This window comes from Streptomyces sp. SID13666 (assembly GCF_010548325.1).
GTDB lineage: Bacteria > Actinomycetota > Actinomycetes > Streptomycetales > Streptomycetaceae > Actinacidiphila > Actinacidiphila fildesensis.
Genome location: NZ_JAAGLX010000007.1, coordinates 47,914 through 73,470, shown reverse-complemented (window position 1 = coordinate 73,470; position 25,557 = coordinate 47,914). Strand labels below are relative to the sequence as shown.

The window sequence follows — 25,557 nt, the reverse complement described above, 5'->3', positions numbered from 1 at the left end:
CACGGAAAAAGGTCCGGTGCCGACTCCCGTCGGCACCGGACCTCTCACTCCCTCAACCGCGGTTCACTCCCGCGGCGCGCGCACGCTCAGCTGCAGCCGCTGGTCGAGCCGCAGCCCTCGCACAGGTAGCAGCTGCCCGCACGGCGCATCTTCGTGCCGCAGGAGAAGCAGAGCGGGGCGTCGGCGTTCAGGCCGAGCTGGATCTCCAGCAGCTCCGTGGAGTTGTGCGCCTGCTTCGGGGCCGGCACGGCGGCCGGGTTCTCCGGCTTGGCGACGGCGACCGGCTTCGGCGCCGCGGCCTTCGGGGCGGGAGCCTCGACCTGGCGCGGTGCGGACTGGGCCAGGCCCTCGACGTCCACATCGTCGTCGCCCGGCTCGTAGGAACCGGTGTCCAGGTGGCGCTGACGCTCGCCGGCCGAGTGGATGCCGAGCGCGGAGCGGGTCTCGAAGGGCAGGAAGTCCAGCGCCAGGCGGCGGAAGATGTAGTCGACGATCGACTGCGCCATCCGCACGTCCGGGTCGTCGGTCAGACCGGCCGGCTCGAAGCGCATGTTGGTGAACTTCGAGACGTAGGTCTCCAGCGGCACGCCGTACTGCATGCCCACCGACACCGCGATGGAGAACGCGTCCATCATGCCCGCGAGGGTCGAACCCTGCTTGGACATCTTGAGGAAGACCTCACCGAGACCGTCGTCCGGGTAGGAGTTGGCGGTCATGTAGCCCTCGGCGCCGCCGACGGTGAACGAGGTGGTGATCCCCGGACGGCCCTTCGGGAGACGCTTGCGGATCGGACGGTACTCGACGACCTTCTGGACCTCGGCCGGGACGACGGCCTCGGCGGCCGGCTCCTTCTTCTTCGCGGAGAGCGGCTGGCCGACCTTGCAGTTGTCGCGGTAGATCGCGAGTGCCTTCAGGCCGAGCTTCCAGCCCTCGTAGTAGACCTCTTCGATCTGCTCGACGGTGGCCGTCTCGGGCACGTTGACCGTCTTGCTGATCGCGCCGGACAGGAACGGCTGGGCCGCCGCCATCATGCGCACGTGGCCCATGGCCGAGATCGACCGCTCGCCCATGGCGCAGTCGAAGACCGAGTAGTGCTCGGTCTTCAGCGCCGGGGCGTCGACCACGTTGCCGTGCTCGGCGATGTGGGCCACGATCGCGTCGACCTGCTCCGGCTGGTAGCCGAGGCGGCGCAGCGCCTGCGGGACCGTGCCGTTGACGATCTGCATGGAGCCGCCGCCGACGAGCTTCTTGAACTTGACGAGCGCCAGGTCGGGCTCGACGCCCGTGGTGTCGCAGTCCATCATCAGGCCGATGGTGCCGGTCGGCGCGAGCACGGAGGCCTGCGCGTTGCGGAAGCCGTTCTTCTCGCCGAGGCGGAGCACGTCCTGCCAGGCCTCGGTGGCCGCGGCCCAGACCGGGACGTCCAGGTCGTCGGTGCGCTTGGCCACCGCGTTGGCGTCCGAGTGCTGCTTCATGACGCGCTTGTGGGCGTCCGCGTTGCGGGCGTAGCCGTCGTACGGGCCGACGACCGCGGCGAGCTCGGCGGAGCGCTTGTACGAGGTGCCGGTCATCAGCGAGGTGATGGCGCCGGCGAGCGCGCGGCCGCCGTCGCTGTCGTACGCGTGGCCGGTGGCCATCAGCAGGGCGCCGAGGTTGGCGTAGCCGATGCCGAGCTGGCGGAAGGCGCGGGTGGTCTCGCCGATCTTCTCGGTGGGGAAGTCGGCGAAGCAGATGGAGATGTCCATCGCGGTGATGACCAGCTCGACGACCTTCGCGAAGCGGTCCGCGTCGAACGACTGGTTGCCCTTGTCGTCGTCACGCAGGAACTTCATGAGGTTCAGCGACGCGAGGTTGCAGGACGAGTTGTCCAGGTGCATGTACTCGCTGCACGGGTTGGAGGCGGTGATGCGGCCCGTCTCCGGCGAGGTGTGCCAGTGGTTGATGGTGTCGTCGTACTGGATGCCGGGGTCGGCGCAGGCCCAGGCGGCTTCGGCCATCTTGGTGAAGAGGGACTTGGCGTCGACCTCTTCGATGATCTCGCCGGTCATCCGGGCGCGCAGGCCGAACTTCGAGCCGGACTCGACGGCCTTCATGAACTCGTCGTTCACGCGGACGCTGTTGTTGGCGTTCTGGTACTGGACGGACGTGATGTCGTCGCCGCCCAGGTCCATGTCGAAGCCCGCGTCGCGCAGGGCGCGGATCTTCTCCTCCTCCTTCACCTTGGTCTCGATGAAGGCCTCGACGTCCGGGTGGTCGACGTCCAGGACGACCATCTTGGCGGCGCGGCGGGTGGCGCCGCCCGACTTGATGGTGCCGGCGGACGCGTCGGCGCCGCGCATGAAGGAGACCGGGCCGGAAGCGTTGCCGCCGGAGGAGAGCAGCTCCTTGGAGGAGCGGATGCGGGAGAGGTTCAGGCCGGCGCCGGAGCCGCCCTTGAAGATCATCCCCTCTTCCTTGTACCAGTCCAGGATCGAGTCCATCGAGTCGTCGACGGAGAGGATGAAGCAGGCGGAGACCTGCTGCGGCTGGGCGGTACCGACGTTGAACCAGACCGGCGAGTTGAAGCTGAACACCTGGTGCAGCAGGGCGTAGGTCAGCTCGTGGTCGAAGATCTCGGCGTCGGCCGGGGAGGCGAAGTACCCGTTGTCCTCGCCGCCCTTGCGGTAGGACTTCACCACACGGTCGATGAGCTGCTTCAGGCTCGACTCGCGGGTCGGGCTGCCGACCGCGCCGCGGAAGTACTTGCTGGTGACGATGTTGACCGCGTTCACCGACCAGGAGTCGGGGAACTCGACGCCACGCTGCTCGAAGTTGATCGAGCCGTCGCGCCAGTTGGTCATCACGACGTCGCGGTGCTGCCACACCACCTCGTCGTACGGGTGCACGCCCGGGGTGGTGTGGATACGTTCGATCCGCAGGCCCTTGCCACCCTTGGATCCCTTGGTCCGGGATCCTCGTGCCGCGCCGTTCGTCGTCTCAGTCATGTGCCGCCTCCCAATACAGGCAAAACGCCTAGAAGTGCGCGGATCATCCCGCCGCACGGTTCGTTGTCCTACGCCTCGGCGCAGCGCGCCTCGGCAAATCTGTGGGTACTGCCGCTGATCGGCCGTCGCTCGGTCAGTCAGCGGCGGGGGCGGGCGCGGGGACCCCGAGGTCCTCGTCGAGCCCGCGAAGGTTCGTGGGTGGGAGCTGCTCGCGCAGCTCGACGATGGCGGCCTCGAAGTCCTCGAGCGAGTCGAAGGCCCGGTAGACCGAGGCGAAGCGCAGGTACGCGACCAGGTCGAGATCCTGCAGGGGGCCGAGTATGGCCAGACCGACGTCGTGGGTCGAGAGCTCGGCGCTGCCGGTCGCCCTGACCGCCTCCTCGACGCGCTGCCCGAGCTGGGCGAGCGCGTCCTCGGTGACGGGGCGGCCCTGGCACGCCTTGCGGACGCCTGCGATGACCTTGTTCCTGCTGAAAGGTTCCGTGACGCCGCTGCGCTTGATCACCATCAGGGACGCCGTCTCCACCGTGGTGAAGCGGCGGCCGCAGTCGGGGCATTGACGGCGGCGGCGGATCGAGGTGCCGTCGTCCGTGGTGCGGCTGTCGACCACACGGCTGTCGGGGTGTCTGCAGAAGGGGCAGTGCATGTTCCCTATCCCCTCCTTCATTCAACCCGTACCGGCGGCTGAGCGCACGACGATGACGCTCCCGGGGTCTGGTCTCAACCCCTGGGAACAGCCCCAAGCATAGGCGATCCACTGAGGGGTTGACCCACTGGGACCACTACTGGTGGGTGGCTGGCACTTACTTAACCACTAGATCTGGTGCCAGAGCCCCAAGCGCGACATTCCGCGTGTCGCGGCGGCGCGGCGCGTCGGAGCTTACGCGACGTCGCGCCTCGGCGTGGTGGGAGGTCGGCGGTGCGACACTGGGGGCGCGGCCCGCCGGCGATCCCGGCTCCCATCAGGAATCGAATGAATGTTCGGTCAATACACCCGATACCTTGATCACGTCAGGTGATTTACAAAATTTCACTCGAACGTGTGTTTGGCGCAACCTTTCGAAACCCACTACCGTTGTACTAACTGTCCGCGACAGCTGAGCGGGCCGACCGCACGCACTTGGTGCGGTCGTAGGACGTGGAGACCTTGCCGCCGGGCAGTCTGCGAAGCGTCTGTCACAGGGAGAACATCTCGAGAGGGGCCGCCGTGACCACCACCGCAGACACCGCAGCATTGACCGCCCAGGACCGCTCCCAGGATCGGCTCAGCCCGATGGATGCGATGAACGACGAAACGCCCAAGCCCACCCGCTCACTCCCCGGCCGGCCGCCCGGGATCCGCGCGGACAGCTCCGGCCTCACCGACCGTCAGCGCCGGGTCATCGAAGTGATCCGTGATTCGGTCCAGCGCCGTGGCTACCCGCCGTCCATGCGCGAGATCGGCCAGGCCGTCGGTCTGTCCAGCACCTCCTCGGTCGCCCACCAGCTGATGGCGCTGGAGCGCAAGGGATTCCTGCGCCGCGACCCGCACCGCCCGCGCGCCTACGAGGTCCGCGGCTCCGACGCCACGCACTCGCAGCCGACGGACACCACCGGCAAGCCCTCCGCGTCGTACGTGCCGCTCGTCGGCCGGATCGCCGCCGGCGGTCCGATCCTCGCCGAGGAATCGGTCGAGGACGTCTTCCCGCTTCCCCGCCAGCTGGTGGGTGACGGCGAGCTGTTCGTCCTCAAGGTGGTCGGCGACTCAATGATCGAGGCCGCCATCGTCGACGGGGACTGGGTCACCGTCCGCCGTCAGCCCGTCGCCGAGAACGGCGACATCGTCGCCGCCATGCTCGACGGCGAGGCGACCGTCAAGCGCTTCAAGCGCGAGGACGGCCATGTCTGGCTGCTCCCGCACAATGCCGCTTACCAGCCCATCCCCGGTGACGAGGCGACGATCCTCGGCAAGGTGGTGGCGGTACTGCGCCGGGTCTGAACGACCCCTTACGACCGGGCCCCGGAACCTCTGCGCCGGTTCCGGGGCCCTGCCATGTCCGCGTCGCCATGGCGACGTCCGGCGTTCAACGTCCGGGGCTCAACCGGTGGCGGGCACTTCCTCCGCCGCGTCGACCGCCGCCGCCTCGGCCGCTTCCTCCGTCACCGCGTCCTCGGTCACCGCTTCCTCCGTCACCGTCTCCTCGGCCTCGGCTTCCTCAGCGACGGCTTCCTCGGTCTCGGCGATGGCGTTCGCCGTCGCGTCGATGGCCGCCAGCGAGCGGCGCACCTGGTTGCGGTCGGTGGTGTACCAGAGGTCCGGCATGCCGGCCCGCAGGAAGCTGCCGTACCGCGCGGTCGCGAGCCGGGGGTCCAGGACGGCGACGACGCCCCGGTCGCCCGAGGCCCGGATCAGCCGGCCGGCGCCCTGCGCCATCAGCAGCGCCGCGTGCGTGGCGGCCACCGACATGAAGCCGTTCCCGCCGCGCTCCTCGACAGCCTTCTGCCGCGCGCTCATCAGCGGGTCGTCCGGGCGGGGGAACGGGATCCGGTCCATCACCACCAGCTGGCAGTTCACCCCCGGCACGTCCACGCCCTGCCAGAGCGAGAGCGTGCCGAACAGACAGGTGGCCGCGTCCTCGGAAAAGGTGCGGATCAGCTCCCCGAGCGTCTCCTCGCCCTGCAGCAGGATGGGATGGTCGAGCCGGCCCCTCAGGTCCTCCGCCGCCGCCTGGGCGCCCCGCATCGAGGAGAACAGCCCCAGCGTGCGACCGCCCGCGGCCTGGATCAGCTCGGCGAGTTCATCCAGCATGTCCTCGCGGCGGCTGTCGCGGCCCGGCTGGGCAAGGTGTTTGGCGACGTAGAGAATCCCCTGCTTGGGGTAGTCGAACGGCGAGCCGACGTCGATGCCCTTCCACGGCGGCACGTCCTCGCCCTCGACGCCCTCCGGAGCCAGGCCGAGCGAGGCCGCGACCCCGTTGAAGTCGCCGCCGAGCTTGAGGGTGGCGGAGGTGAGCACCACGGAACGTTCCGTGAAGAGCTTCTCGCGCAGCAGGCCGGAGACGCTGAGCGGAGCGACCCGCAGTGAGGCGCCGAACCGGTCGTGGCTCTCGCACCAGACCACGTCGTACTCGGAGCCCTGCACGATGCGCTCGGCGACCTCATGGACGTGCTCGACCGAGGCGAGCGCCTGCTTGCGCACCGCGTTCTCGTCCTGGACGGACTTGTCGCGGGTCTCGCCGATCGCGGTGATCACCTGGCGGCAGGCGTCGCGCAGCGCCGCCAGTGCGTAGCCGAGGTCCTCCGGGATCTCCTCCAGGCGGCCGGGCAGTGCCAGTTCCATCAGCCGCTCGAAGCCCTCGGAGGCGCTGAGCAGCGCGTCGGCGGCCTTCTCGTTGACGAGCTTGGCGGCCCGCCGGACGGCGCGGTTGACGCTGCCGGGGCTGATCTCACCGGTCGCGACACCGGTGACGCGGGAGACCAGCTCATGGGCCTCGTCCACGATCAGGACCTCGTGGCTGGGCAGGACCGGCGCGCCCTCGATGGCGTCGATGGCGAGCAGGGCGTGGTTGGTGACCACCACGTCCGCGAGCTTGGCGCGCTCGCGGGCCGCCTCGGCGAAGCACTCCGCGCCGTAGGCGCACTTCGTGGCGCCGAGGCATTCGCGCGAGGTGACGGAGATCTGCGACCAGGCCTTGTCGGAGACGCCCGGCGTGAGGCCGTCCCGGTCGCCGGTCTCGGTCTCGTCCGCCCAGTCGCGCAGCCGGAGCAGGTCCTTGCCGAGCTTGCTGGTGGGCGCCGCGGCTTCGAAGACGTCGAAGAGACCGTCCTCCTCTTCCTGCGGCACCCCTTCGTGCAGGCGGTGCAGACAGAGATAGTTCGACCGGCCCTTGAGCATGGCGAACTGCGGCTCGCGGCGCAGCAGCGGCTTCAGCGCCTGGACGGTACGCGGCAGGTCACGCTCGACCAGCTGCCGCTGCAGGGCGAGGGTGGCGGTCGCGACCACCACCCGCTCGCCGTGGGCGAGGGCGGGCACCAGATAGCCGAGGGACTTTCCGGTGCCGGTGCCGGCCTGGACGAGCAGATGGGCGCTGTCGTCCACGGCGGTCTCGACGGCCTGGGCCATCGTGACCTGGCCGGGGCGCTCCACGCCGCCGACCGCGGTGACGGCTGCGTGGAGGAGTTCGGTGAGGGCGGGCTTCGTCATAGGGAAACCAGCCTAAGGGGGCGCACTGACAACACGGTCCTGCCCCGGGACGCGGTGATCGTTCGCCGTACGCAATCCGGCGTCCGGTGCTAACTTCTGGCGCATGTCGTTCGAGTTGGCCGGAGAAATCGGCGTCGGAACGGTGCTCAGCGGCCGGTACCGGCTGGAGGTCGCGCTGGGTGGCGGCGGCTTCGGGCAGGTGTACTCGGCGTGCGACCAGGCGCTCGGCCGGCAGGTGGCGGTCAAGGTATTGACGCTCCGCCCCGAGTGGGCGGACGGCGAGCGGTCGGCGCGGCAGGGCAGGTTCCGCCGGGAGGCCACCGCCGCGGCCCGGCTGAGCCACCCGAACGTGGCCGCCGTCCATGACGCGGGCGAGCACTCCGGGGCGCCGTACATCGTGATGGAACTGCTGCGTGGCAAGAACCTGCGGCAGGTCCTGCTGGAGCAGGGCGCCCTGCCGGTCGCCGACGTGGTGGAGTACGGCATCCAGATCTGCGCGGGGCTGGAGCACGCGCACGGCCAGGGGCTGGTCCACCGGGACATCAAGCCGGAGAACCTGATGCTGCTGCCCAGGGGCATCGTCAAGATCTGCGATTTCGGGCTGGTGGCGGAGCGTGACGCGAACGTCACCCGGTACACCGAGCCGATGTCCATCCTGGGGTCGCCGCAGTACTTCTCCCCCGAGCAGGCGCTGGGGCACGAGGTGACCGGCCGCTCCGACCTGTACTCACTGGGGTGCGTCCTCTACGCGCTGCTGGCGGCGTCTCCGCCGTTCGAGGCGGGCAACACCGTCGGCTACGCGTACCAGCATGTGCACGAGGTGCCGGAGCAGCTGGCCGCCCGCCGCCCCGGGGTTCCCGCCGCGCTCGCCGAGTTGGTGCACGCGCTGCTCGCCAAGAACCCGGCGGACCGGCCGGCGGGCGCCGCGGAGACCGCGGAGCGGCTGCGCGCGGCGGGCCGGCCCGCGCCGGCCCCGGAACCGAAGCCGGCCCCGGAACCGGCCCCGAAGCCCGAGATGCCCCGGACGCCGACCGTGCTGGACCGCGGACCGCAGGACACCGCCTGGTCGCGGCTGGAGGAGGCCGAGCGGCTGCTCGCCGCCGGCCGGTTCGGCGACGCCGACCGCTGCTACTGGAATCTGTACCAGCAGCTCAGCAGGTCGGGCGGGGAGGGCGAGCCGGCCGCGTTCGCCGCACTGTTCGGCCGGGCACGGGTCCTGGAGGGGCTGAACGGCGCGGCGACGGTCGTCCGCCGGCTGACGGATCTGTCGGCGCGTACGGCGGCGGCGCTGGGCCCCGACCATGCGCTGGCGCGCTGTGTGACGTCCTACGCGGCGGTCAGGACTCCACGCGGGCGGTGACATCGGCGGCGAGCCGCAGCGCGTCGCCCGGGCGCAGCGCCACCCGCTCTCCTGCGGTGATCCGGGTGCCGCGCACGAAGGTGCCGTTGGTCGAGCCCTCGTCGGTGATCCAGGCGGAGCCGTCGGGGTCGACGCCGACGCTGGCGTGGACCCGCGACAGGTTGTCGCGGCCGCCGAGGAAGCGGACGGCCGGGCACTGCTGCGGATCCCGGCCGAGCCGGATCCGGCCGCCCGGCTCGACGACCGCCGCACCGTCGGGGAAGACGAGCCGCAGCGCACGGCCGGGCGCGTCGCGGCGGGTGATGCCCGGCAGCGTCAGCGGTGCGGCCTTCGTGGGCGCCGTCATCAGCGCGAAGGGTACGTAGCAGCCCCGGCAGACGAGTTGGCCCGCGACCGCGCCGGCGAGGCCGCACTCCGGGCACGGCCTGCCGGTGCCGTGGTCCTCGCCGTCACGGCCCTCACCGCCGTCGCGCATGGCGCCCCCGCTTCTGTCTCCCGTGGTATCCCGTCACGGTATCGCCAGCCGGGACACAGCCGCGTCAGGGGCCGCTCAGGGGGTTGCGGACGGTGCCGTGGACGGCGGCGTGCGGGCGGTCGGGACGGTCCCGGTAGCCGTCGAGGTGCAGCCGGTTGCGGTTGAGGCACAGCCGGTCGATCCGGGGGGTGAGCAGGTCGAAGGTCGCGAAGCGCTCCTTCAGCTCGGGGAAGCGGTCCTGGTGCCGCAGGACCGTCTCGCGGACCAGCCCCCAGAAATCGCCTTCCGGGACGCCCAACTGGTCCTCGCACAGCGGCGCGAGGTACCGGAACACCCCGATGAAGAGCCCGGAGTGGATGAACTGGGTCAGGAAGGCCGGGGGTTCGGTGAGCAGCACCGCGCGGACGTCCGCGGGCATCGACCCGTGTTCCGGCAGCGGCTCCGCGGAGACGTTCATGTCGTCGACGAAGTCCTTGACGGCGAGCCGCACGGGAATGTCGTGCTCGTCGAAGACGACGATGGCGTTCTCGCCGTGCGGGGAGAAGACCGTCCCGTACTGGTACAGGAAGTGCAGCAGCGGGGGCAGCAGGGCCGCGAACAGATGGCGCAGCCAGACGCGCGGCGCCAGCCCGGAGCGTTCGACGAGCTCGGCGGTGAAGGCGCGCCCTTCCGGGTCGGTGTGCAGCAGCGCCGCGAGCGTACGGGCCCGCTCGCCGGGGCCGAGCCGGCCGGTGAGCGGCTCGCGCCAGATACAGCCGAGGAGTTCGCGGTACTGGTAGGGCACGCCCGGGATCCGGTCGTACAGCGGGTGTTCGACGGTGATCGAGGCGACCTCGCCGAGCAGAATCACCCGGGTCTCGTCGCGCAGGAACGGGTCGGCGTCCCGCAGACCGTGCACCCAGGCGGTGACCGCGGGGGCGGCGAGGGTGCGCTCGGTGGGCAGCCCGCGCCACACGAGGGTGTTGAGGACCGACAGCGGCAGCTTGACCGTGCGGCGGTCCGGGCGGCTGGTGTTGAGGAAGGTCCTGATCGACTGCTGGGGCAGCCGCAGGTCGTTGTCAGTGGCGAGGGGCAGGATGGAACCGTCGGCGAGATGAGCGGCGAAGAGGGGTGCGATCGTCTCCTCCCACTGCCAGGGGTGGACGGGCAGCAGGAGGTAGTCGGCGGGGTCGCGCCCCTGGTCGGTGATGGTGCGGGCGAAGCCGGCGCGTACGTCCGGGGGGAGTTCTTCGGCGTAGAGCCGGTCGGGGGTGTCGAGGGCGGCGACGCCCCGGTACTGGGCGAGGTCGCGGTGGACGGCGATCCAGGGAAGGCGGTGGTGCCGGCGGGCCTCAGGAGCCCATAAGACGGAGTCGGCGGCGGAGAAGCCGAGCCGGCCCTTGTTGGCGACGAGCCAGGGGTGGCCGGTCTGGTGGCCTTCGAGGTCGGCGTAGTCCAGTGCGGCGAGCTCGGCGGCGGTGACGGCGGAGGCGTCGAGCCGGACATCGGCGGCCAGCGTCGCCAGGAGTTCGCGGATCAGATGCCCCGTGGTGTCGCCCGGCAGGTCCAGCACGGTGTCGTGTCCATGGGCGAGGAAGTGCAGCGGGTCGCCGGTGGGCGTGATGGAGCCGGCGTCCACGGACCAGCTGCCATAGGCACCGCGGCGGGCGCGGAACCGGTAGACGACGTCGTCGCGCAGCACCAGCCGGTAGGGCGACCAGCCGGTCCCGGAACGGGACCCGGTGCCGGTGTCGAGGGCGGCGTCGGCGTCGGGATCCGGCTCCGGGGTGATGACGGCTTCGTACGCGTACTCGGCGAGCATCTTGGCCAGCATGCGGCGGGCGGCGAGCTGCCAGCCGGTGCCTCGGAGCGGTGGCGGGATGGTCAAGGTCGGTGCTCCTCTGCGGGGGACAGCGCGGCGGCGGACAGGGGTCGGCGGAGGTCCCGAAGGGGCCCGGGAGATCAGAAAGGTCAGGGTGCGGTCAGGCGGTCAGGCGGTCAAGCGGTCAGGCGGTCAGGCGGTCAGAGGAGGTGTCTCACAGCACGGTCGCGGATCATCAGAGCCGCCCGTTTGCCGGGCAGCTCCACCTCGGCGGAGAACCGGAAGCCCCCGGCGAGGAAGGCGGCGACGGAGGGGGTGTTGCGCAGGTCGGGTTCCGCGATGACGCGCGCGCAGGCCGGCCGGTGGTCGAGCACGAGGTCGGCGACGGCTCGCAGCAAGGTGGTTCCCAGGCCGCAGGCCCGGTCGTCGACGCCACCGATCAGCAGATGCACCCCGGTGTCATGGGGTCGGGAGGGGTAGTAGCGGGCGACGGAGTCGAGATCGGCCCGGTAGATCTCCCAGTAGCTCATGGGGGTGCCGTCCAGGACGCCGAGGCAGGGGACGCTGCGGCCGTCGCCGTCGAGCTGGCCGCGCAGATGCCGCTCGGTGATCCGCGGTTCTCCGGAGAGCTCCCAGAACTCGGCGACGGCCGGGTCGTTCATCCAGCCGGAGATCATCGGCAGATCGCGTTCGACGGTCGCGGGAACGAGCTGGAAGGTGCCCGCCCGGGTGGCCGTCGGCCCCCAGTCCGCGACCCCGCCGAGCAGACCGCCGTCCGCGCCCGGAGCCCCGGCGGACCGCGCCGGATCCGGCGCGTTGAAGAGGGCGAGGACCTCGTCGGACAGTGTCAGGTCCAGGGTGTCCTCGGTGTTGGAGTCGGCGGGCGGCAGCACGGCTCCCTCCTCTCCTGCGGTCGGACCGCTCAGGCGGCCAGCGGATTGCGGATCGTCACGTAGACGGACTGGGTGTCGACCGGGCCGACGAGTTCATCCATACCGTGCAGCCGGGTCAGCAGATTGGCTTTGCAGCGCAGTGTCGCGGCCCCGAGCAGCTGTTCCGGCAGACGGGAGCGGCCGGTGGCCGCCGCCAGGCCGAGGAACCGGCGGAAGGCGGCGAGGAGCAGGCGTTCGTCGGCCAGCCCCTGGGAGCCGAACGCGCCGATCAGGCCGAGGACGTTGTTGATGCCGAGGTAGTAGGCGAAGCGCTCGTCGGCGATGGCGTCCGCGACGAAGGTGTCGCTCTCCGCGCCGATCCCGGGCAGCCTGCGCTCCAGGGCGGCCCGGTGGGACTCCCGGAAGTAGTAGCCCTGGTTGTCCCGGTAGCGGCCGCCGGACGGCCAGCCGTCGGCGTCCAGCAGGACGAGGGTGTTCTGCTGGTGGGCCTCCAGGGCGATCCCCGCCTCTCCGTCCAGCCAGAGGACGGGACGGACGACGGCGTCCAGATAGCGCAGGAACCACTCGGTGGCGACGGCCGCGGCCGGGCGTCCGGTCCGGGCCGCGAGGCGGCCGGTGAGGTCGGCCAGGCGGGAGCGCAGGGCGGGCGCGGCCTGTCCCGGCCAGGGGCGCGGCGAGGTGAGGCCCGCCAGGCAGTGGGCTTGGTCGCCGGGGCCGAACGGGTTGTGCCGCAGCACCACGTCCAGGCCCTGGAGCGGCTCTCCGCCCGGCGCGTTCACCGCGAGCCACGCGGGGTCGCGGACGATGTCGAAGCCGGGGTGCGCGGCGCGCCACTGCTCGGCGAGTCCGCTGCGCAGCAGCCGGTGGACCTCGGTGCCGCGCCGGAGTTCCTTGCGGAGGTTCTCGCGGCGGGAGTTGGTGATGCGCAGCGCCAGCGAGAGCTTCAGCATCGCGGGGGCGCCGGACCGGTACACGGTCCGCACGGAGGAGGTGGGGTGCCAGGGATCGCCGAGCGGGCCGAGGTCACGCAGCTGACCCGTCTCGAAGAGTTCCCGCACCTCGGGCCGGTGCTGGACCTCGCGGGCCTGCCATGGGTGCAGGGGCAGGGCGGCGGCGCCGTCGGGGAGTTCGAGGCCGGGGCCCGCGAGGTCGGTGAGGAGCTGTTCGGCGGGAATGGCGCGGCCGCGTTCGGTCCAGGCCGAGTCGGTGGCGATCAGGGAGCGGTCGACGGCGAACCAGTGCAGCGGGAAGGAGCCGCGCAGTTCCGGCGAGTAGGCGCGGGACTCCGCCTCGGAGAGCCCCTCCCTGCCCTTGGGCGTGGGGTGCAGCGGGTGGCCGAGGAGGAGCGACTGCTCGGCTTCGAGGAACGGATCCGTGGCGGCGGGCGCCGCGGGCCGCTCCCGCCGGTCGGTGAGGAACAGGGCGGTACGGCGGGCGGAGTCGGCGACCCGGCCGATCAGGTCGCCGCCCTCGGCCGGATCCGTGCCGGCCTCGCGCGCCAGCAGCGCCGCCAGGCAGACGGCGGTCAGCGGCACCTGGTCGGCGAGGGCGAGCCGTACGGTCCCGAACCGGTGATGCCCGGTCGCTGACCAGTGCCGGACCCGGACGTCGAAGCCGGTGCCGCTGGCGGGGAGCGGTACACGCAGCACGCCGTCCCGCGGCTCGGGGAGCGCGGTCTCGCGCACCCAGCAGCGCAGCAGGCTCTCGATCGACGCCGCGTCGGCCGCCGCGTAGGCGTCGGCCGCTTCGAGGGGATCGGGCTCGCCCGGCAGCGGCAGGGCCGCCCGCCGCGACTGCGGCGGTACGAGGGCCGTGCTGTCCTGAACGGCCGTGCCGGTCTGGTGAGCCGGCCCGCCGTGGAGGGTCGGCCTCTCCTGCTGGGCCGCGCCGGCCTGGGCCGGCGTGCTGTCGGCGGCAGGGTCGGCGTTCGTGCCGGGGCATACGCTCATGCCGGTACTCCGTGTGTCGGTGGGGCCCGTCGGCCCGGAGGTCTGGGGGTACTCGGCCGTCGCCTGTGGGCTCGTCATGCGCGCTCCTCCACCGCTCCGGCGCCCGCGGACGCACCGGAGAATCCAGGACCGACGCGAGCGCCGGGAGTTCCCGCAGTCCCGGAACCCCCAGAAGTCCCAGGAGCTCCGGGAGCCCCGGAAACCGCCCGCTCGGCCGCCGCGATCGAGTCCGCGAGCCGGTCGAGCACCGCCTCGGCCTGCTCGTCGGTGATGGTGAGCGGCGGGAGCAGCCGGACGACACTGCTGTGCCGGCCACCGAGTTCGATGATGAGACCGCGCCGCAGCGCCTCCTGCTGCACGGCGGCGGCGAGCCGGGGCGCGGCGGGCAGCGACCCGTAATCGTCGGGTTCTGCCTCGCTGTCGACGAGTTCGAGGCCGATCATCAGACCGCGGCCCCGCACATCGCCGATGCACGGGTGGTGCGCGGCCAGTCCGCGCAGCCGGGCCGACATCCGGCTGCCGAGGGTGCCGGCCCGCACGTCCAGGCCGTGCTCACGGACGTACTTCAGGGTGACGGCGCCCGCCGCCATGGCGAGCTGGTTGCCCCGGAAGGTGCCCGCGTGGGCGCCGGGCCGCCAGGTGTCCAGCTCCTCCCGGTAGACGATGACGGCGAGCGGGAGGCTGCCGCCGATCGCCTTCGAGAGCACCATCACGTCCGGCACGATCCCGCTCTGCTCGACGGCCCAGAAGGTCCCGGTGCGTCCGACTCCCGTCTGTACCTCGTCGACGATCAACGGGATGCCGCGCCGGGCGGTGATCTCCCGCATCCGGCGCAGCCACGCCTCGGGCGCGGGGATCACCCCGCCCTCGCCCTGCACCACTTCGAGCAGCATCCCGGCGGGCGGCTGGACGCCGCCCTTGGGGTCGTCCAGCAGGCTGGCGGTCCACCGGGCGGACAGCTCCGCCCCGCGGTCGCCGCCGGTGCCGAACGGGCAGCGGTACTCGTACGGGTACGGGAGCCGCGTCACCCGCGCGTCGGCCTCGCCGACCGTGGCGCGCGCCGCGGTGTCCCCGGTCGCGGCCAGCGCGGCCGCGGTCATCCCGTGGTAGGCGCCGGTGAAGGCCAGCAGTCCGGCGTGGCCGGTGGCGTTGCGGACGAGCTTGATGGCCGCCTCGACCGCGTCCGTACCGGCCGGTCCGCAGAACTGCACCCGCCCGTGGGCGGCCAGTTCCGGCGGCAGCGTCTCGAACAGGGCGGTGGTGAAGGCGTCCTTCACCGGAGTGGCCAGATCGAGGACGTGCAGCGGGGCCCCGGAGTCCAGGACCGCGCGGATCGCCTCCAGGACGACCGGGTGGTTGTGCCCGAGCGCCAGCGTCCCCGCGCCGGACAGGCAGTCCAGATAGCGGCGGCCGTCGGCGCCCTCGACCGTCATCCCGCGGGCTCTGACCGGGACGACGGGCAGCGAGCGGGCGTAGGTGCGGGCCGCGGACTCACGCAGCGACTGCCGCCGCAGGATCCCCTCCCCCGCGACGAAGTCGTCTGCCGACGCGGCCAGTTGGTCCGGCCCGCTCTGGATGGCGGCCACGTGCTCACTCCTCCGGTCGACGTCCCCCATCCGCACTAACGACGCGCCCCTGGTCCGATCACGGTCGGCCGGGAGATCTTTCGGGGCGGAACCGCGGACCCGGCGCGAACCGTCCCTCACAGCACCCGGCATAGTGGGGGACCGCCCCTTCGCCGGGGTGAACTGCCGTTAGACGACCAGGGGGACACCACCCATGCCATCCATAAGCCGGCCACTGGCCGCCGCCGCGGTCGCGGCCCTGCTCGCGGTCTCGGCCACCGCATGCGGGCCGTCCGACGACAAGGCGGATCCCAAGCCGAGCGCCCCGGTCACGAGCGCGGACGGCCCGAAGCTCCCCTCCGCCCTGCCCACCAGCCTCGGGGACCTCGAGAAGTGGAAGAAGGCGTACAAGGACGGAGCCTGGAAGAACTGGGACAAGGACCAGTGGCTGCGCAAGGCCTCCGACTTCATCAACCCGGTCATCGACGGTCTGTGGGACAACGACCGGATGAAGGGCGCGGAGCAGAACGACAAGAAGGTGCCCGACGACGTCGCGGCGGACAAGGGCAAGACGGACGCGGTGCCCGCGGTCAACAAGGCCAAGGCCGTTGACGCGCCGTACCACGAGAACGGCCCCGGCGACGGGAAGATCTTCTTCGACGGCCCCAAGGGCTCGATGGTCTGCTCCGGCACCGTGGTGCAGGACCCGGCGCACCCGGGCAAGTCCAACCTGGTGTGGACCGCGGGCCACTGTGTGCACGCGGGTGGCGCGGGCGGCTGGTACCGCAACGTCATCTTCGTCCCGTCGTACAACGACGCGGGCAGGACCGAGGCGCAGCTGAAGGGCGCCAAGCGCGACGAGCTCGCCCCGCTCGGCGTGTTCTGGGCCGACGGCGCGGCCACCTCCGACCAGTGGATCGCGAACGGCGCGGAGACCGGGGGCAAGGGCTCCCCGTACGACTTCGCGGTGCTGCACGTGACTCCGGACAAGGCGAGCGGCACCAAGTCGCTGGAGGAGAAGGTCGGTTCCGCCCTTCCGGTGTGGTTCAACGCTCCGTCCGTGACGAAGATGGGCAACATCGGCGCCTGGGGCTACCCGGCCGCGCCGCCCTTCGACGGCCAGCGGCTGTTCAACTGCACGGGCAAGGCCGGCCGGCTGTCGCTCTTCGCCGACCAGCCGACCGAGTACCGGCTCGGCTGCACGATGACCGGCGGTTCGTCCGGCGGCGGCTGGTACGCAAAGAACCCGGCGAACAATCAGGTGTCGCTGGTCAGCAACACCTCGATCGGCCCGGTCACGGCTACCTGGCTGGCGGGCCCGCACCTGGGCGCCGAGGCGAAGGCCGTGTACGACAAGGTGAGCAAGCAGTTCAAGTAACACCGGCGTCCAGCCGGTAGCAGGTCACACGGAAGGGCCCGCCCCCATCGGGGACGGGCCCTTCCGTCGGTGCTCCGGCGGACCGGTCAGTGCTTGGCGACGAGCGCGAAGGACGCGAACTCGGCGGCCAGGTCCTCGTGCACCCGTGCCTTGAGCAGCGTGCCCTCGCCGGTGTGCTCCTCGGAGAGCACCTCGCCGTCGGCGTGCGCCCGGGCGATGAGCGCGCCCTGGCTGTACGGCACGAGGACGTCGACCTCGACCTCGGGCCGCGGCAGCTCCTCGTCGAGCAGCGCGAGCAGCTCGTCCATGCCCTGGCCGGTGCGGGCGGACACCGCGATGGCGTGCTTCTCGTTCCGCAGCATGCGCTGCAGGACGAGCGGGTCGGCCAGGTCCGCCTTGTTGATGACGACGATCTCGCGCACCTTGAGCGCCTCGACCTCGCGGAAGACGTCCCGCACGGCGGCGAGCTGCTCCTCCGGGACCGGGTGCGAGCCGTCCACCACGTGCAGGATGAGGTCGGCTTCCGCGACCTCCTCCATGGTGGAGCGGAACGCCTCGACCAGGTGGTGCGGCAGGTGCCGGACGAACCCGACGGTGTCGGTCAGCGTGTACAGCCGGCCGCCGGGGGTCTCCGCCCGGCGCACGGTCGGGTCGAGGGTGGCGAACAGGGTGTTCTCCACCAGCACGCCCGCGCCGGTGAGCCGGTTGAGCAGCGAGGACTTGCCCGCGTTGGTGTAGCCGGCGATCGCGACGGAGGGCACCTTGTTGCGCTTGCGTTCCTGCCGCTTGAGGTCACGGCCGGTCTTCATCTCCGCGATCTCCCGGCGCATCTTCGCCATCTTCTCGCGGATACGGCGCCGGTCGGTCTCGATCTTGGTCTCACCGGGACCGCGGGTGGCCATACCCCCACCACCGCCGGCCCCGCCGCCGCTGGAGCCGCCACCGCCCATCTGGCGGGAGAGCGAGGCACCCCAGCCGCGCAGGCGCGGCAGCATGTACTGCATCTGTGCGAGCGAGACCTGGGCCTTGCCCTCACGGGACTTGGCGTGCTGGGCGAAGATGTCGAGGATCAGGGCGGTGCGGTCGACCACCTTGACCTTGACGACGTCTTCGAGCTGGATGAGCTGTCCGGGGCTGAGTTCACCGTCGCAGACGACCGTGTCGGCGCCTGTCTCCTGCACGATGTCCCGCAGCTCGCGCGCCTTGCCCGAGCCGATGTACGTGGCCGGGTCCGGCTTGTCACGGCGCTGGATCACGCCGTCGAGCACCAGGGCGCCCGCGGTCTCCGCGAGGGCGGCGAGCTCCGCGAGGGAGTTCTCCGCGTCGTGCACGGTTCCGGAGGTCCAGACACCGACGAGTACGACGCGCTCCAGACGGAGCTGCCGGTACTCGACCTCGGTGACGTCCTCCAGCTCGGTGGACAGACCCACGACGCGGCGCAGCGAGGCGCGGTCGGAGCGTTCGAGCTGAGCACCGTCCCGCTCTTCGTCGATCTCGTGGCTCCAGGCGACGTCCTCTTCCATCAGGGCGTCTGCGCGAAGGCTCTCGGGGAGGCGCTGGCGGTCGTTTGAAGAGGAGGAAGAGGAGGTCATTGGATCCTTTGGTCGAGCGGCTGGGATGGGGACGGGCGTGTTGTCCGTCATAACGATGGTCGCACGCCCGCCGCCGGGGGTCACGCGGGTTTCGCCGCCGTCGCCGCACGGGCCCTGGCCGCGCCGGCGACCCAGTCGCCGTGACCGGGCATCGGCGGGGTGACGGTCCCGTACAGCCAGGCGTGCAGGAAGCCGCTGAGGTCCCGCTCAGCGACCTCGGAGGCGAGAGCGGTGAAGTCGACCGTCGAGGCGTTCCCGTCCTGGTGACGGGCCACCCAGGCGCGCTCAAGGCGCTGGAAGGCGGGGGCGCCGATCTCCTGGCGCAGGGCGTACAGGGCGAGCGCCCCGCCGTCGTAGACGTTGTTCCGGAAGATGCCGAGCTTGCCCGGCTCGGGCACCTTCGGTTCGGCGGGCGGGCCGTCCGCCGCCCGTACCCGGTTGTCGCCCTCGTAGGCGGCGCGGACCTGCTGGTCGAGGCCGACGCCGTACTTCTGCGCGTTGTACAGCCACTGGTACCAGGTGGCGTGGCCCTCGTTGAGCCAGAGGTCCGACCAGGCCGCGGGGGTGACGCTGTCGCCGAACCACTGGTGGGCGAGCTCGTGCACCATCAGCGGGGCTGCCAGCGCCTCGGGGGCGAGCAGGACGCGGCGCTCGAAGAGCGAGAGGGTCTGGGTCTCCAGCTCGAAGCCGGTGGTGGTGTCGGCGCTGAGGATCCCGTACGTCTCGAACGGGTAGGGGCCGACCTGCTCCTCCATCCAGGAGATCTGCCCGGGGGTCATCGCGAGCCGGGCCTCCAGCCGGTCGCGGTCGGCGGCTCCGACGACGTCGCGCAGCACCAGCCCGTGCGGACCGGCGCGGTGCAGTACGGCGGAGCGGCCGATGGAGACCTGCGCGAGCTCGGTGGCCATCGGGCTCGCGGGACGGTACGTCCAGGTGAGAGCGGACGCGGGCGCGGCCTCGGGGACGGCGTCCGGGACGCCGTTGGTGATGACGGTGAGGTCCTTGGGGGCCGTGACGTGGAAGGTGAAGGCGGCCTTGTCCGAGGGATGGTCGTTGCACGGGAAGACGCTGTGGGCGGCATCGGCCTGGTTGGCCATCGCCAGTCCGTCGGCGGTCCGCACCCAGCCGGTGTTCGCGGCGCGCGGATCGCTGGTGTGCGTGACGGTGATCAGCAGCTCGCCGCCGTCCGGTACCGGCTCCTCGGGGGTGACGACGAGCTCCTCGCGCTCCCGGGTGTAGACCGCCGGATGCCCGTTGACCTGCACCGATGAGACCGTGCCCGCGGCGAAGTCCAGATGGAACCCGGTCAGTGGCGCCGTCGCGCGGGCCTTGATGCGGGTGACGGCGTCCAGCGGCCGGTCCTGGCCGTGATAGTCGAAGGAGAGGTCGTAGGCGGCCACGTCGTAGCCGGGATTGCCGAGGTCGGGATAGAGCCGGTCGCCGAGACCCGACGTCGATACGGCGGGATCGCCGGGCAGGTCCGCCGCGGTCAGGGTCAGTACGGCGGCGAACGCCGCCAGCACGGCGCCGCTGCGCGGCGTGATGGGGATCATGCGCTACCGCTATCAGGGGGCGGCGGCCGGGGACGCGCGACGCGCAGCAGCACACCCGATCGGCCCTGATCCGCCCGGCCGGTTGTCCGAACCCGACCGGACCCGACCGGCATGGAGCGGATCGGACCGGATCAGAGCGCGTCGCGCCCGTTACCGACGCGCGGCGGCCATCGCCCGCTGGGCCCGGTAGACGTCGTAGACGCCCGGCACCGATCGCATGGCGCGCATCAGGCTCGGCAGGGCTTCCGCGTCGGGCAGCTCGACGGTGTACGTGTGCCGCACCCGGTGTTCCTGCGGGGGTTCCACGGAGGCGGAGACGATGCCCACGCCCTGGCCCGCGATGGCCTCGGTGAGATCCGCGAGCAGCCGCGGCCGGCCGAGCGCCTCGGCCAGCAGGGTGGCGCGGAATCCGGCCCCGGCGGGGCGGCCGCCCCGCCACCGGACGGGAACCGGCTCCCGTCCCGCGCCGATCATCCGGACCGCGGTCGGGCACTCCTCGCGGTGCACGGCGACCGTGCCGCCGCGGATGACGAACCCGGTGACCTCGTCGGGCGGTACCGGCGTACAACAGCGCGCCAGCCGGACGGCCGCGCCCGCCAGGTCGGTGACGGCGACCGGTTCGTCCTCGGCCGCGGTGTCCGCGCTGTACGCGGGGCGTTCCGCGCGGGCGGCGGGCTCCTCGTCGGCGGGCGGCACCGGATGGAGTTCCAGCCAGCGGGTGACGGCGATCCGGGCCGCCGGTGTACGGACGTGCTCCAGCCAGTCGGCGGACGGGCCGGAGGCGCCGGTCTCGTCCAGCAGGATCTGCACGATGTCGCCGTCCCGCAGCTTGCTGCGCAGCGGTGCGAGACGGCCGTTGACGCGGGCGCCGACGCAGGCATGGCCGGCCTCGCCGTGCAGCGCGTAGGCGGCGTCCACACAACTGGCCCCTGCGGGTAGCCGGATGGTGCCGGTGGTGTCCCCGCCGTGCGCGGAGAAGACGGTGACCTCCCGGTCCTGGGCGAGGTCGGCGCGCAGCGCGGTCCAGAAGGTGTCGGGGTCGGGGGCGTCGCGCTGCCACTCCAGCAGGCGCGACAGCCAGCCCGGCTGGGTGGGGTCGACGCGTTCGCCATCGGCGGCCTGCGGGGGCTCGTCGACGGTGTGCGGATTGCCCAGCGCGATGACACCGGCCTCGGCGACCCGGTGCATCTGCCGTGTGCGGACCAGGACTTCGGCGATCCGGCCCTCTTCGTCGGCGACGGCGGTGTGCAGCGACTGGTACAGGTTGAACTTGGGGGCCGCGATGAAGTCCTTGAACTCCGCGATCACCGGGATGAAGCAGGTGTGCAGCTCACCGAGGACGGCGTAGCAGTCGGCGTCCTCCGCGACGAGCACCAGGATCCGGCCGAACTCGCAGCCGCCGAGCTCGTCCGCGCCGCGCTTGAGCAGCACCCGGTGGACGGAGACGGTGTGCCGCGGCCGGATGGCGACCTCGGCGGCGATCCCGGCCTCGCGCAGCACGGCCCGCACGGCGTCGGCGACGGCCGCCAGCGGGTCCGGGCGGACGGAGTTGGCGCGGATCATCGCGCGGGTCCTGGCGTACTCCTCGGGGTGGAGGATGGCGAAGACCAGGTCCTCCAGTTCGCTCTTGAGGGCCTGGACACCCAGCCGTTCGGCGAGCGGGATGAGCACGTCCCGGGTGACCTTCGCGATCCGCGCCTGCTTGTCGGGTCGCATCACCCCGAGGGTGCGCATGTTGTGCAGCCGGTCGGCGAGTTTGATCGACATGACGCGTACGTCGCTTCCGGTGGCGACCAGCATCTTGCGGAAGGTCTCGGGCTCGGCCGCGGCACCGTAGTCGACCCGTTCGAGCTTGGTGACGCCGTCGACGAGATAGCAGACCTCCTCGCCGAACTCCTCCCGCACCTGATCGAGTGTCACTTCCGTGTCCTCGACGGTGTCATGCAGCAGAGAGGCCGTCAGGGTCGTTGTCTCGGCGCCGAGTTCGGCGAGGATCAGCGTCACGGCGAGCGGATGCGTGATGTACGGCTCGCCGCTCTTGCGCATCTGGCCGCGGTGCGAGGACTCGGCGAGCAGATATGCGCGGCGCAGCGTCTCGATGCCGGCCGCGCCGACCCCCGGGTGGCGCAGCCGGTGGACTTTGGCAAGGTGCTCGATGGCGTCCGGCACGCGCTGGCCCCTGCCGCCGGCGGGCAGGCCCCACTCCCGGCCGCCGGGGCCGAGCAGTGCCGCCCGGCCGAGTCTGCGCAGGTCGATGCGGCGAAGTCCGCGCCTGCGGCCCTCATCGTCGGGGGCGGGGGCGGCATCCACTGCGTTGTCCGCGCTCATCGGGCACCTCCGGCAGCGTCAACCGGCGGCGGGCGCTCTCCACGGAGAATGGGGGCCGCGCCGGTGCTTGATGCTACCGAGCCCACCACGTGCGGCAGCCGCGCTCTCGTCCAGAGTGATCGCCATCACCCGTTCGAGGGAACAAGTGCGGGAAGTCAGTACGGGAGGCCAGTTCGGAAAGGGGGCTCAGGAGTCCGATTCCCGGCAGGGTTTCGGGCGGTGGCGGGCCGTCAGGCTGACGGTGCGTCCAGCCACTCCCGGTCGATGGTCCCCTCGGCGACGATGACGGCGGGGCCGGTCATCTCGATCTCGCCGTCGGCGCGCTCGGTGATCACCAGACGGCCGCCGGGGACGTCCACGGTGTAGGTGACGGGGCGTCCGGTGATGGCCGGGTCCGCGCCGTCGCGGCGGGCGGCGGCGACCATGACGGCGCAGGCGCCGGTGCCGCAGGAGCGGGTCTCGCCGGAGCCCCGCTCGTGGACGCGCATCGCCACATGCCGCTCACCGCGGTCGACGACGAATTCCACGTTCACGCCGGTCGGGTACGCGGCGGCGGGCGTGACGGTGGGCGCGGTGTACAGGTTTCCCGCGTCGTCCAGGCTGCCGACGAAGGCGACGGCGTGCGGATTGCCCATGTTGACGTTGCTCGCCAGCCAGCTGCGGCCGTCCACGGTGACGGTCACCTCGCCCGCGGGCAGGGCGGCCGCGCCCATGCCGACGGTGATCCCGCCCAGGGTGCCGTCCGCGTCCGTCTTGGCGATGTGCACCCGGCGGACGCCCGCGCGGGTGGCCACGGCCAGGTCACCGGGCCCGGTCAGCCCGGCGCGCTGCAGATACCGGGCGAAGACCCGGACGCCGTTGCCGCACATCTCGGCGATGCTGCCGTCGCTGTTGCGGTAGTCCATGAACCACTCGGCCTCGCCGGCCATGCCGGCGGCCTCCGGATGGGCCTCCGAGCGCACGACCCGCAGCAGCCCGTCGCCACCGATGCCCGCCCGGCGGTCGCAGAGCCGCGCGACGGCCGCCGCGGACAGCTCGATGCGGCCGTCCGCGTCGGGGACGATGACGAAATCGTTCTCGGTGCCGTGGCCCTTGAGGAAGGACAGGCCCTGGTGCGTGGTGGGCTGCGAGGTGGTCACAAGGACAAGCGTAAGGCCACCGGCCCGGCACGCTCCGGTGCGGGGCGCTCGGCGGGCGGCTCAGCGCAGGCGGGCCACGCGCCAGATGGCGAGGACCGCCAGCAGGCCGCTGATCAGGGTGTAGGCGACGATGAAGCGCCAGTCCGCACGGCGGCCGGAGCCACGGGCGGGCAGTCCGGGCCAGGTGTAGCCGACCCGGCGGGCGGCCATGATGCCCCAGCCCGCGGAGCAGCAGCTGAGCAGCAGGCCGAGCATGGCCACGACCGCGCCGCCGTCACCGAACTCGAAGGCGAGCGGGAAGGCGAACATCAGGGAGCCGCCGACACCGAGGGCGACGATCGGGGCGAGCTGCCAGATCCGCAGCCGCCGCTGCGGCCGCAGCTCCACCGGAACGAGTTCCGGCTCGATCATCGCCTCCGGGTCGATCAGCGACCCGGGTTCGAGCAGTTCGTCCGTCCCGAGCTGTGCCTCGGTCTCGGCATGACGGTCGGGTGAGGAGTCTCGGGGACCGGCTTCCATCGCCACGCGCCCTCCCCCTTCTCCGACGCCGTAACTCGTTGCTCGATGATGGCACGGCCGCGTGGCCGTCTCCTCACGCTGAGGCGTCCCGATGCCATCACGTGATCAGGCTGTAACCGCAGCTTCGACCAACGTCAGCGCCTGATCGGTGAGTTCCGGGCCCCGGGCGGAGAGCCAGTGAACCCGCTGATCGCGGCGGAACCACGAGTCCTGGCGCCGGGCGAAGCGCTTGGTGGCCCTGACGGTCTCGGCGCGCGCCTCGTCGTCGGTGCACTCCCCCACGAGCGAGGCGAGTACCTGCTGGTAGCCCAGCGCCCGTGAGGCGGTGCGGCCGTCCCGCAGCCCCACCGCGGCCAGCTCCCTTACCTCGTCCACCAGTCCGGCGTCCCACATCCGGTCGACGCGCAGCGCGATGCGCTCGTCGAGCTCGGGCCGCGGCACGTCGACCCCGATCTGGACGGTGCCGTAGATGGAGTCGGGGCCCGGCAGATTGGCCGTGAACGGCCGGCCGGTGATCTCCACCACCTCCAGCGCCCGGACGATCCGCCGGCCGTTGCTGGGCAGGATCGCCCGGCCCGCCTCGGGGTCGACCGCGGCCAGCCGGGCGTGCAGCGCCGCGGAACCCTGCTCGGCGAGCTCCGCCTCCAGCCTGGCCCGGACGGCGGCGTCGGTGCCGGGGAACTCCAGCGCGTCGATGGCGCCGCGCACGTACAGCCCGGAGCCGCCGACCAGTACGGGGGTCCGCCCGGCCGCGTGCAGCCGGTCGATCTCGGCGCGGGCGAGCCGCTGGTACTCGGCGACGCTCGCGGCCTCGGTGACGTCCCAGATGTCCAGCAGGTGGTGCGGCACGCCGTGGCGCTCGTCGGTGGTGAGCTTGGCGGTGCCGATGTCCATGCCCCGGTAGAGCTGCATGGAGTCGGCGTTGACGACCTCACCGTTCAGGGCCTGGGCCAGGGCTACGCCCAGATCGGACTTGCCGGCCGCGGTGGGGCCGACGACGGCGATGACAAGATCTTTACTCGGAAGTACGGGGGGTCGCTCCCCGGGAGTGTGCAGCACGTGTCCAGTCTCCCAAACCTCCGGGCCCCCTCACGATCGAGGGACGTGACGCGGCGCTGCCGGACTCGTTGCCTCTGGAGAGATTCCGCAGGCCGGATTCCGGGTTCTCCGGACCGGCCGGACCCGAGCGGTGCAACGAGGCGCCCCGGGCAACGCGGATTTTCGACCTCACGAGTATGGTCTGGAGTAGAAATGGGCGTTTTCGGATGGTTTCGGCGTCAGTCGGCCGACCCGTCAACCGAAGCGGCGGAAGCCGTCACTCTGACGGCGGAGCCGGAGGGCGTCGAGGCGGTCGCTGAGCCCGCCGAGACGGAGGAGGCGGCGGAGCCGGCCGGGGACGCGGAGCCCGCGGGCGCGGCGGAGCCCGTCGGCATCCCGAAGCAGCAGTCCACAGCGGACGCCGCCGACAGCGAGGCCGGTGAGGGCGCCCGCGCGTAGCCGCCCCGAGGGAAGGTGCCGGATGGGCCTGATGGACACGATCAAGGACAAACTCGGACTCGCCAGGAACAAGGCGGGCGACCTCGCGCAGCAGCACGGGGGAAAGATCGAGTCGGGGCTCGAGAAGGCCGCCCGGACGGTGGATTCCAAGACCCACGGCAAGTACACGGACAAGATCGACACGGGTGTGCACAAGGCGAAGGGCGCCTTGGACCACCTGAAGAGCGGCAAGGAGGGAAGCGGGCCGGACACTCCGGCCTGACGCCCCCAGCCACCGCTGGGAGGTGCCCCCGGACCCCAGCGCGGGAAGGCCGCGGGTGCTTCGGCCCCGCGGTCTTCCG

At 71.9% G+C, this 25,557-nt stretch carries 19 protein-coding genes; 5 read left to right on the top strand and 14 right to left on the bottom strand.

The annotated features are described in order from the left end of the window. Positions 1 to 86: 86 nt before the first annotated feature. Positions 87 to 2,984: a vitamin B12-dependent ribonucleotide reductase gene (locus G3I60_RS13070; protein ID WP_164293589.1), complete on the bottom strand. Its 2,898-nt coding sequence runs from the start codon at positions 2,982 to 2,984 to the stop codon at positions 87 to 89. 133 nt (positions 2,985 to 3,117) lie between these two features. After that, the gene (gene nrdR, locus G3I60_RS13065; RefSeq protein WP_138357303.1) at positions 3,118 to 3,630 is read right to left on the bottom strand and encodes a transcriptional regulator NrdR; all 513 of its coding nucleotides are present in this window, start codon (positions 3,628 to 3,630) and stop codon (positions 3,118 to 3,120) included. Positions 3,631 to 4,191: 561 nt separating this feature from the next. Between nrdR and lexA the strand changes: the two genes are divergently transcribed. After that, complete coding sequence (gene lexA, locus G3I60_RS13060; protein ID WP_138357304.1) at positions 4,192 to 4,962, top strand: transcriptional repressor LexA; 771 nt, start codon at positions 4,192 to 4,194, stop codon at positions 4,960 to 4,962. Between the two features lie 99 nt (positions 4,963 to 5,061). Here lexA and G3I60_RS13055 read toward each other — a convergent pair whose 3' ends face one another. Further along, entirely contained in the window at positions 5,062 to 7,167 is a 2,106-nt protein-coding gene (locus G3I60_RS13055; RefSeq protein ID WP_164293588.1) for an ATP-dependent DNA helicase, read from the bottom strand. Between the two features lie 103 nt (positions 7,168 to 7,270). On the opposite strand from G3I60_RS13055, the gene G3I60_RS13050 reads away from it, so the two are divergent. Then, the gene (locus G3I60_RS13050; protein ID WP_164607154.1) at positions 7,271 to 8,527 is read left to right on the top strand and encodes a serine/threonine-protein kinase; all 1,257 of its coding nucleotides are present in this window, start codon (positions 7,271 to 7,273) and stop codon (positions 8,525 to 8,527) included. On the opposite strand, the gene G3I60_RS13045 is transcribed toward G3I60_RS13050, so the two are convergent. The 5 genes from G3I60_RS13045 to G3I60_RS13025 form a co-directional block, all read right to left on the bottom strand. Next, entirely contained in the window at positions 8,505 to 9,002 is a 498-nt protein-coding gene (locus G3I60_RS13045) for an FHA domain-containing protein (RefSeq protein ID WP_138357307.1), read from the bottom strand. The genes G3I60_RS13050 and G3I60_RS13045 overlap by 23 nt on opposite strands. A gap of 64 nt (positions 9,003 to 9,066) precedes the next feature. Beyond that, positions 9,067 to 10,815: an IucA/IucC family siderophore biosynthesis protein gene (locus tag G3I60_RS13040; RefSeq protein ID WP_164607174.1), complete on the bottom strand. Its 1,749-nt coding sequence runs from the start codon at positions 10,813 to 10,815 to the stop codon at positions 9,067 to 9,069. Between the two features lie 188 nt (positions 10,816 to 11,003). Continuing rightward, the gene (locus G3I60_RS13035; protein WP_307811530.1) at positions 11,004 to 11,696 is read right to left on the bottom strand and encodes a GNAT family N-acetyltransferase; all 693 of its coding nucleotides are present in this window, start codon (positions 11,694 to 11,696) and stop codon (positions 11,004 to 11,006) included. A 29-nt stretch (positions 11,697 to 11,725) separates the two neighbouring features. Beyond that, the gene (locus G3I60_RS13030; protein WP_239069784.1) at positions 11,726 to 13,723 is read right to left on the bottom strand and encodes an IucA/IucC family siderophore biosynthesis protein; all 1,998 of its coding nucleotides are present in this window, start codon (positions 13,721 to 13,723) and stop codon (positions 11,726 to 11,728) included. Further along, positions 13,720 to 15,261 (bottom strand): diaminobutyrate--2-oxoglutarate transaminase family protein, encoded by a 1,542-nt coding sequence (locus tag G3I60_RS13025; RefSeq protein ID WP_164607152.1) that lies wholly within the window; start codon positions 15,259 to 15,261, stop codon positions 13,720 to 13,722. The genes G3I60_RS13030 and G3I60_RS13025 overlap by 4 nt, the downstream gene beginning before the upstream one ends. A gap of 163 nt (positions 15,262 to 15,424) precedes the next feature. On the opposite strand from G3I60_RS13025, the gene G3I60_RS13020 reads away from it, so the two are divergent. After that, positions 15,425 to 16,588, top strand: coding sequence for a serine protease (locus G3I60_RS13020; RefSeq protein ID WP_138357310.1), 1,164 nt, complete (start codon positions 15,425 to 15,427; stop codon positions 16,586 to 16,588). A gap of 86 nt (positions 16,589 to 16,674) precedes the next feature. Here G3I60_RS13020 and hflX read toward each other — a convergent pair whose 3' ends face one another. The 6 genes from hflX to miaA form a co-directional block, all read right to left on the bottom strand. Then, positions 16,675 to 18,180 carry a GTPase HflX gene (gene hflX, locus G3I60_RS13015; RefSeq protein ID WP_164293584.1) on the bottom strand — a complete coding sequence of 502 codons (1,506 nt, stop codon included), beginning with the start codon at positions 18,178 to 18,180 and terminating at the stop codon, positions 16,675 to 16,677. Positions 18,181 to 18,260: 80 nt separating this feature from the next. Beyond that, positions 18,261 to 19,733 carry a M1 family metallopeptidase gene (locus tag G3I60_RS13010; RefSeq protein ID WP_164293583.1) on the bottom strand — a complete coding sequence of 491 codons (1,473 nt, stop codon included), beginning with the start codon at positions 19,731 to 19,733 and terminating at the stop codon, positions 18,261 to 18,263. A 150-nt stretch (positions 19,734 to 19,883) separates the two neighbouring features. Beyond that, positions 19,884 to 22,061, bottom strand: coding sequence for a bifunctional (p)ppGpp synthetase/guanosine-3',5'-bis(diphosphate) 3'-pyrophosphohydrolase (locus G3I60_RS13005; protein ID WP_138357313.1), 2,178 nt, complete (start codon positions 22,059 to 22,061; stop codon positions 19,884 to 19,886). 230 nt (positions 22,062 to 22,291) lie between these two features. Beyond that, positions 22,292 to 23,200 carry a diaminopimelate epimerase gene (gene dapF, locus G3I60_RS13000; RefSeq protein WP_164293581.1) on the bottom strand — a complete coding sequence of 303 codons (909 nt, stop codon included), beginning with the start codon at positions 23,198 to 23,200 and terminating at the stop codon, positions 22,292 to 22,294. A gap of 60 nt (positions 23,201 to 23,260) precedes the next feature. Next, positions 23,261 to 23,719, bottom strand: coding sequence for a hypothetical protein (locus tag G3I60_RS12995; protein ID WP_138357321.1), 459 nt, complete (start codon positions 23,717 to 23,719; stop codon positions 23,261 to 23,263). A 105-nt stretch (positions 23,720 to 23,824) separates the two neighbouring features. Next, positions 23,825 to 24,775, bottom strand: a complete 951-nt coding sequence (miaA, locus tag G3I60_RS12990; protein WP_138357322.1) for a tRNA (adenosine(37)-N6)-dimethylallyltransferase MiaA — start codon at positions 24,773 to 24,775, stop codon at positions 23,825 to 23,827. A gap of 195 nt (positions 24,776 to 24,970) precedes the next feature. On the opposite strand from miaA, the gene G3I60_RS12985 reads away from it, so the two are divergent. Together G3I60_RS12985 and G3I60_RS12980 are read left to right on the top strand one after the other, a co-directional pair. Continuing rightward, positions 24,971 to 25,216: a hypothetical protein gene (locus G3I60_RS12985; protein WP_164293580.1), complete on the top strand. Its 246-nt coding sequence runs from the start codon at positions 24,971 to 24,973 to the stop codon at positions 25,214 to 25,216. Positions 25,217 to 25,238: 22 nt separating this feature from the next. After that, positions 25,239 to 25,478 carry an antitoxin gene (locus G3I60_RS12980; protein WP_164293579.1) on the top strand — a complete coding sequence of 80 codons (240 nt, stop codon included), beginning with the start codon at positions 25,239 to 25,241 and terminating at the stop codon, positions 25,476 to 25,478. Positions 25,479 to 25,557: the final 79 nt, after the last annotated feature.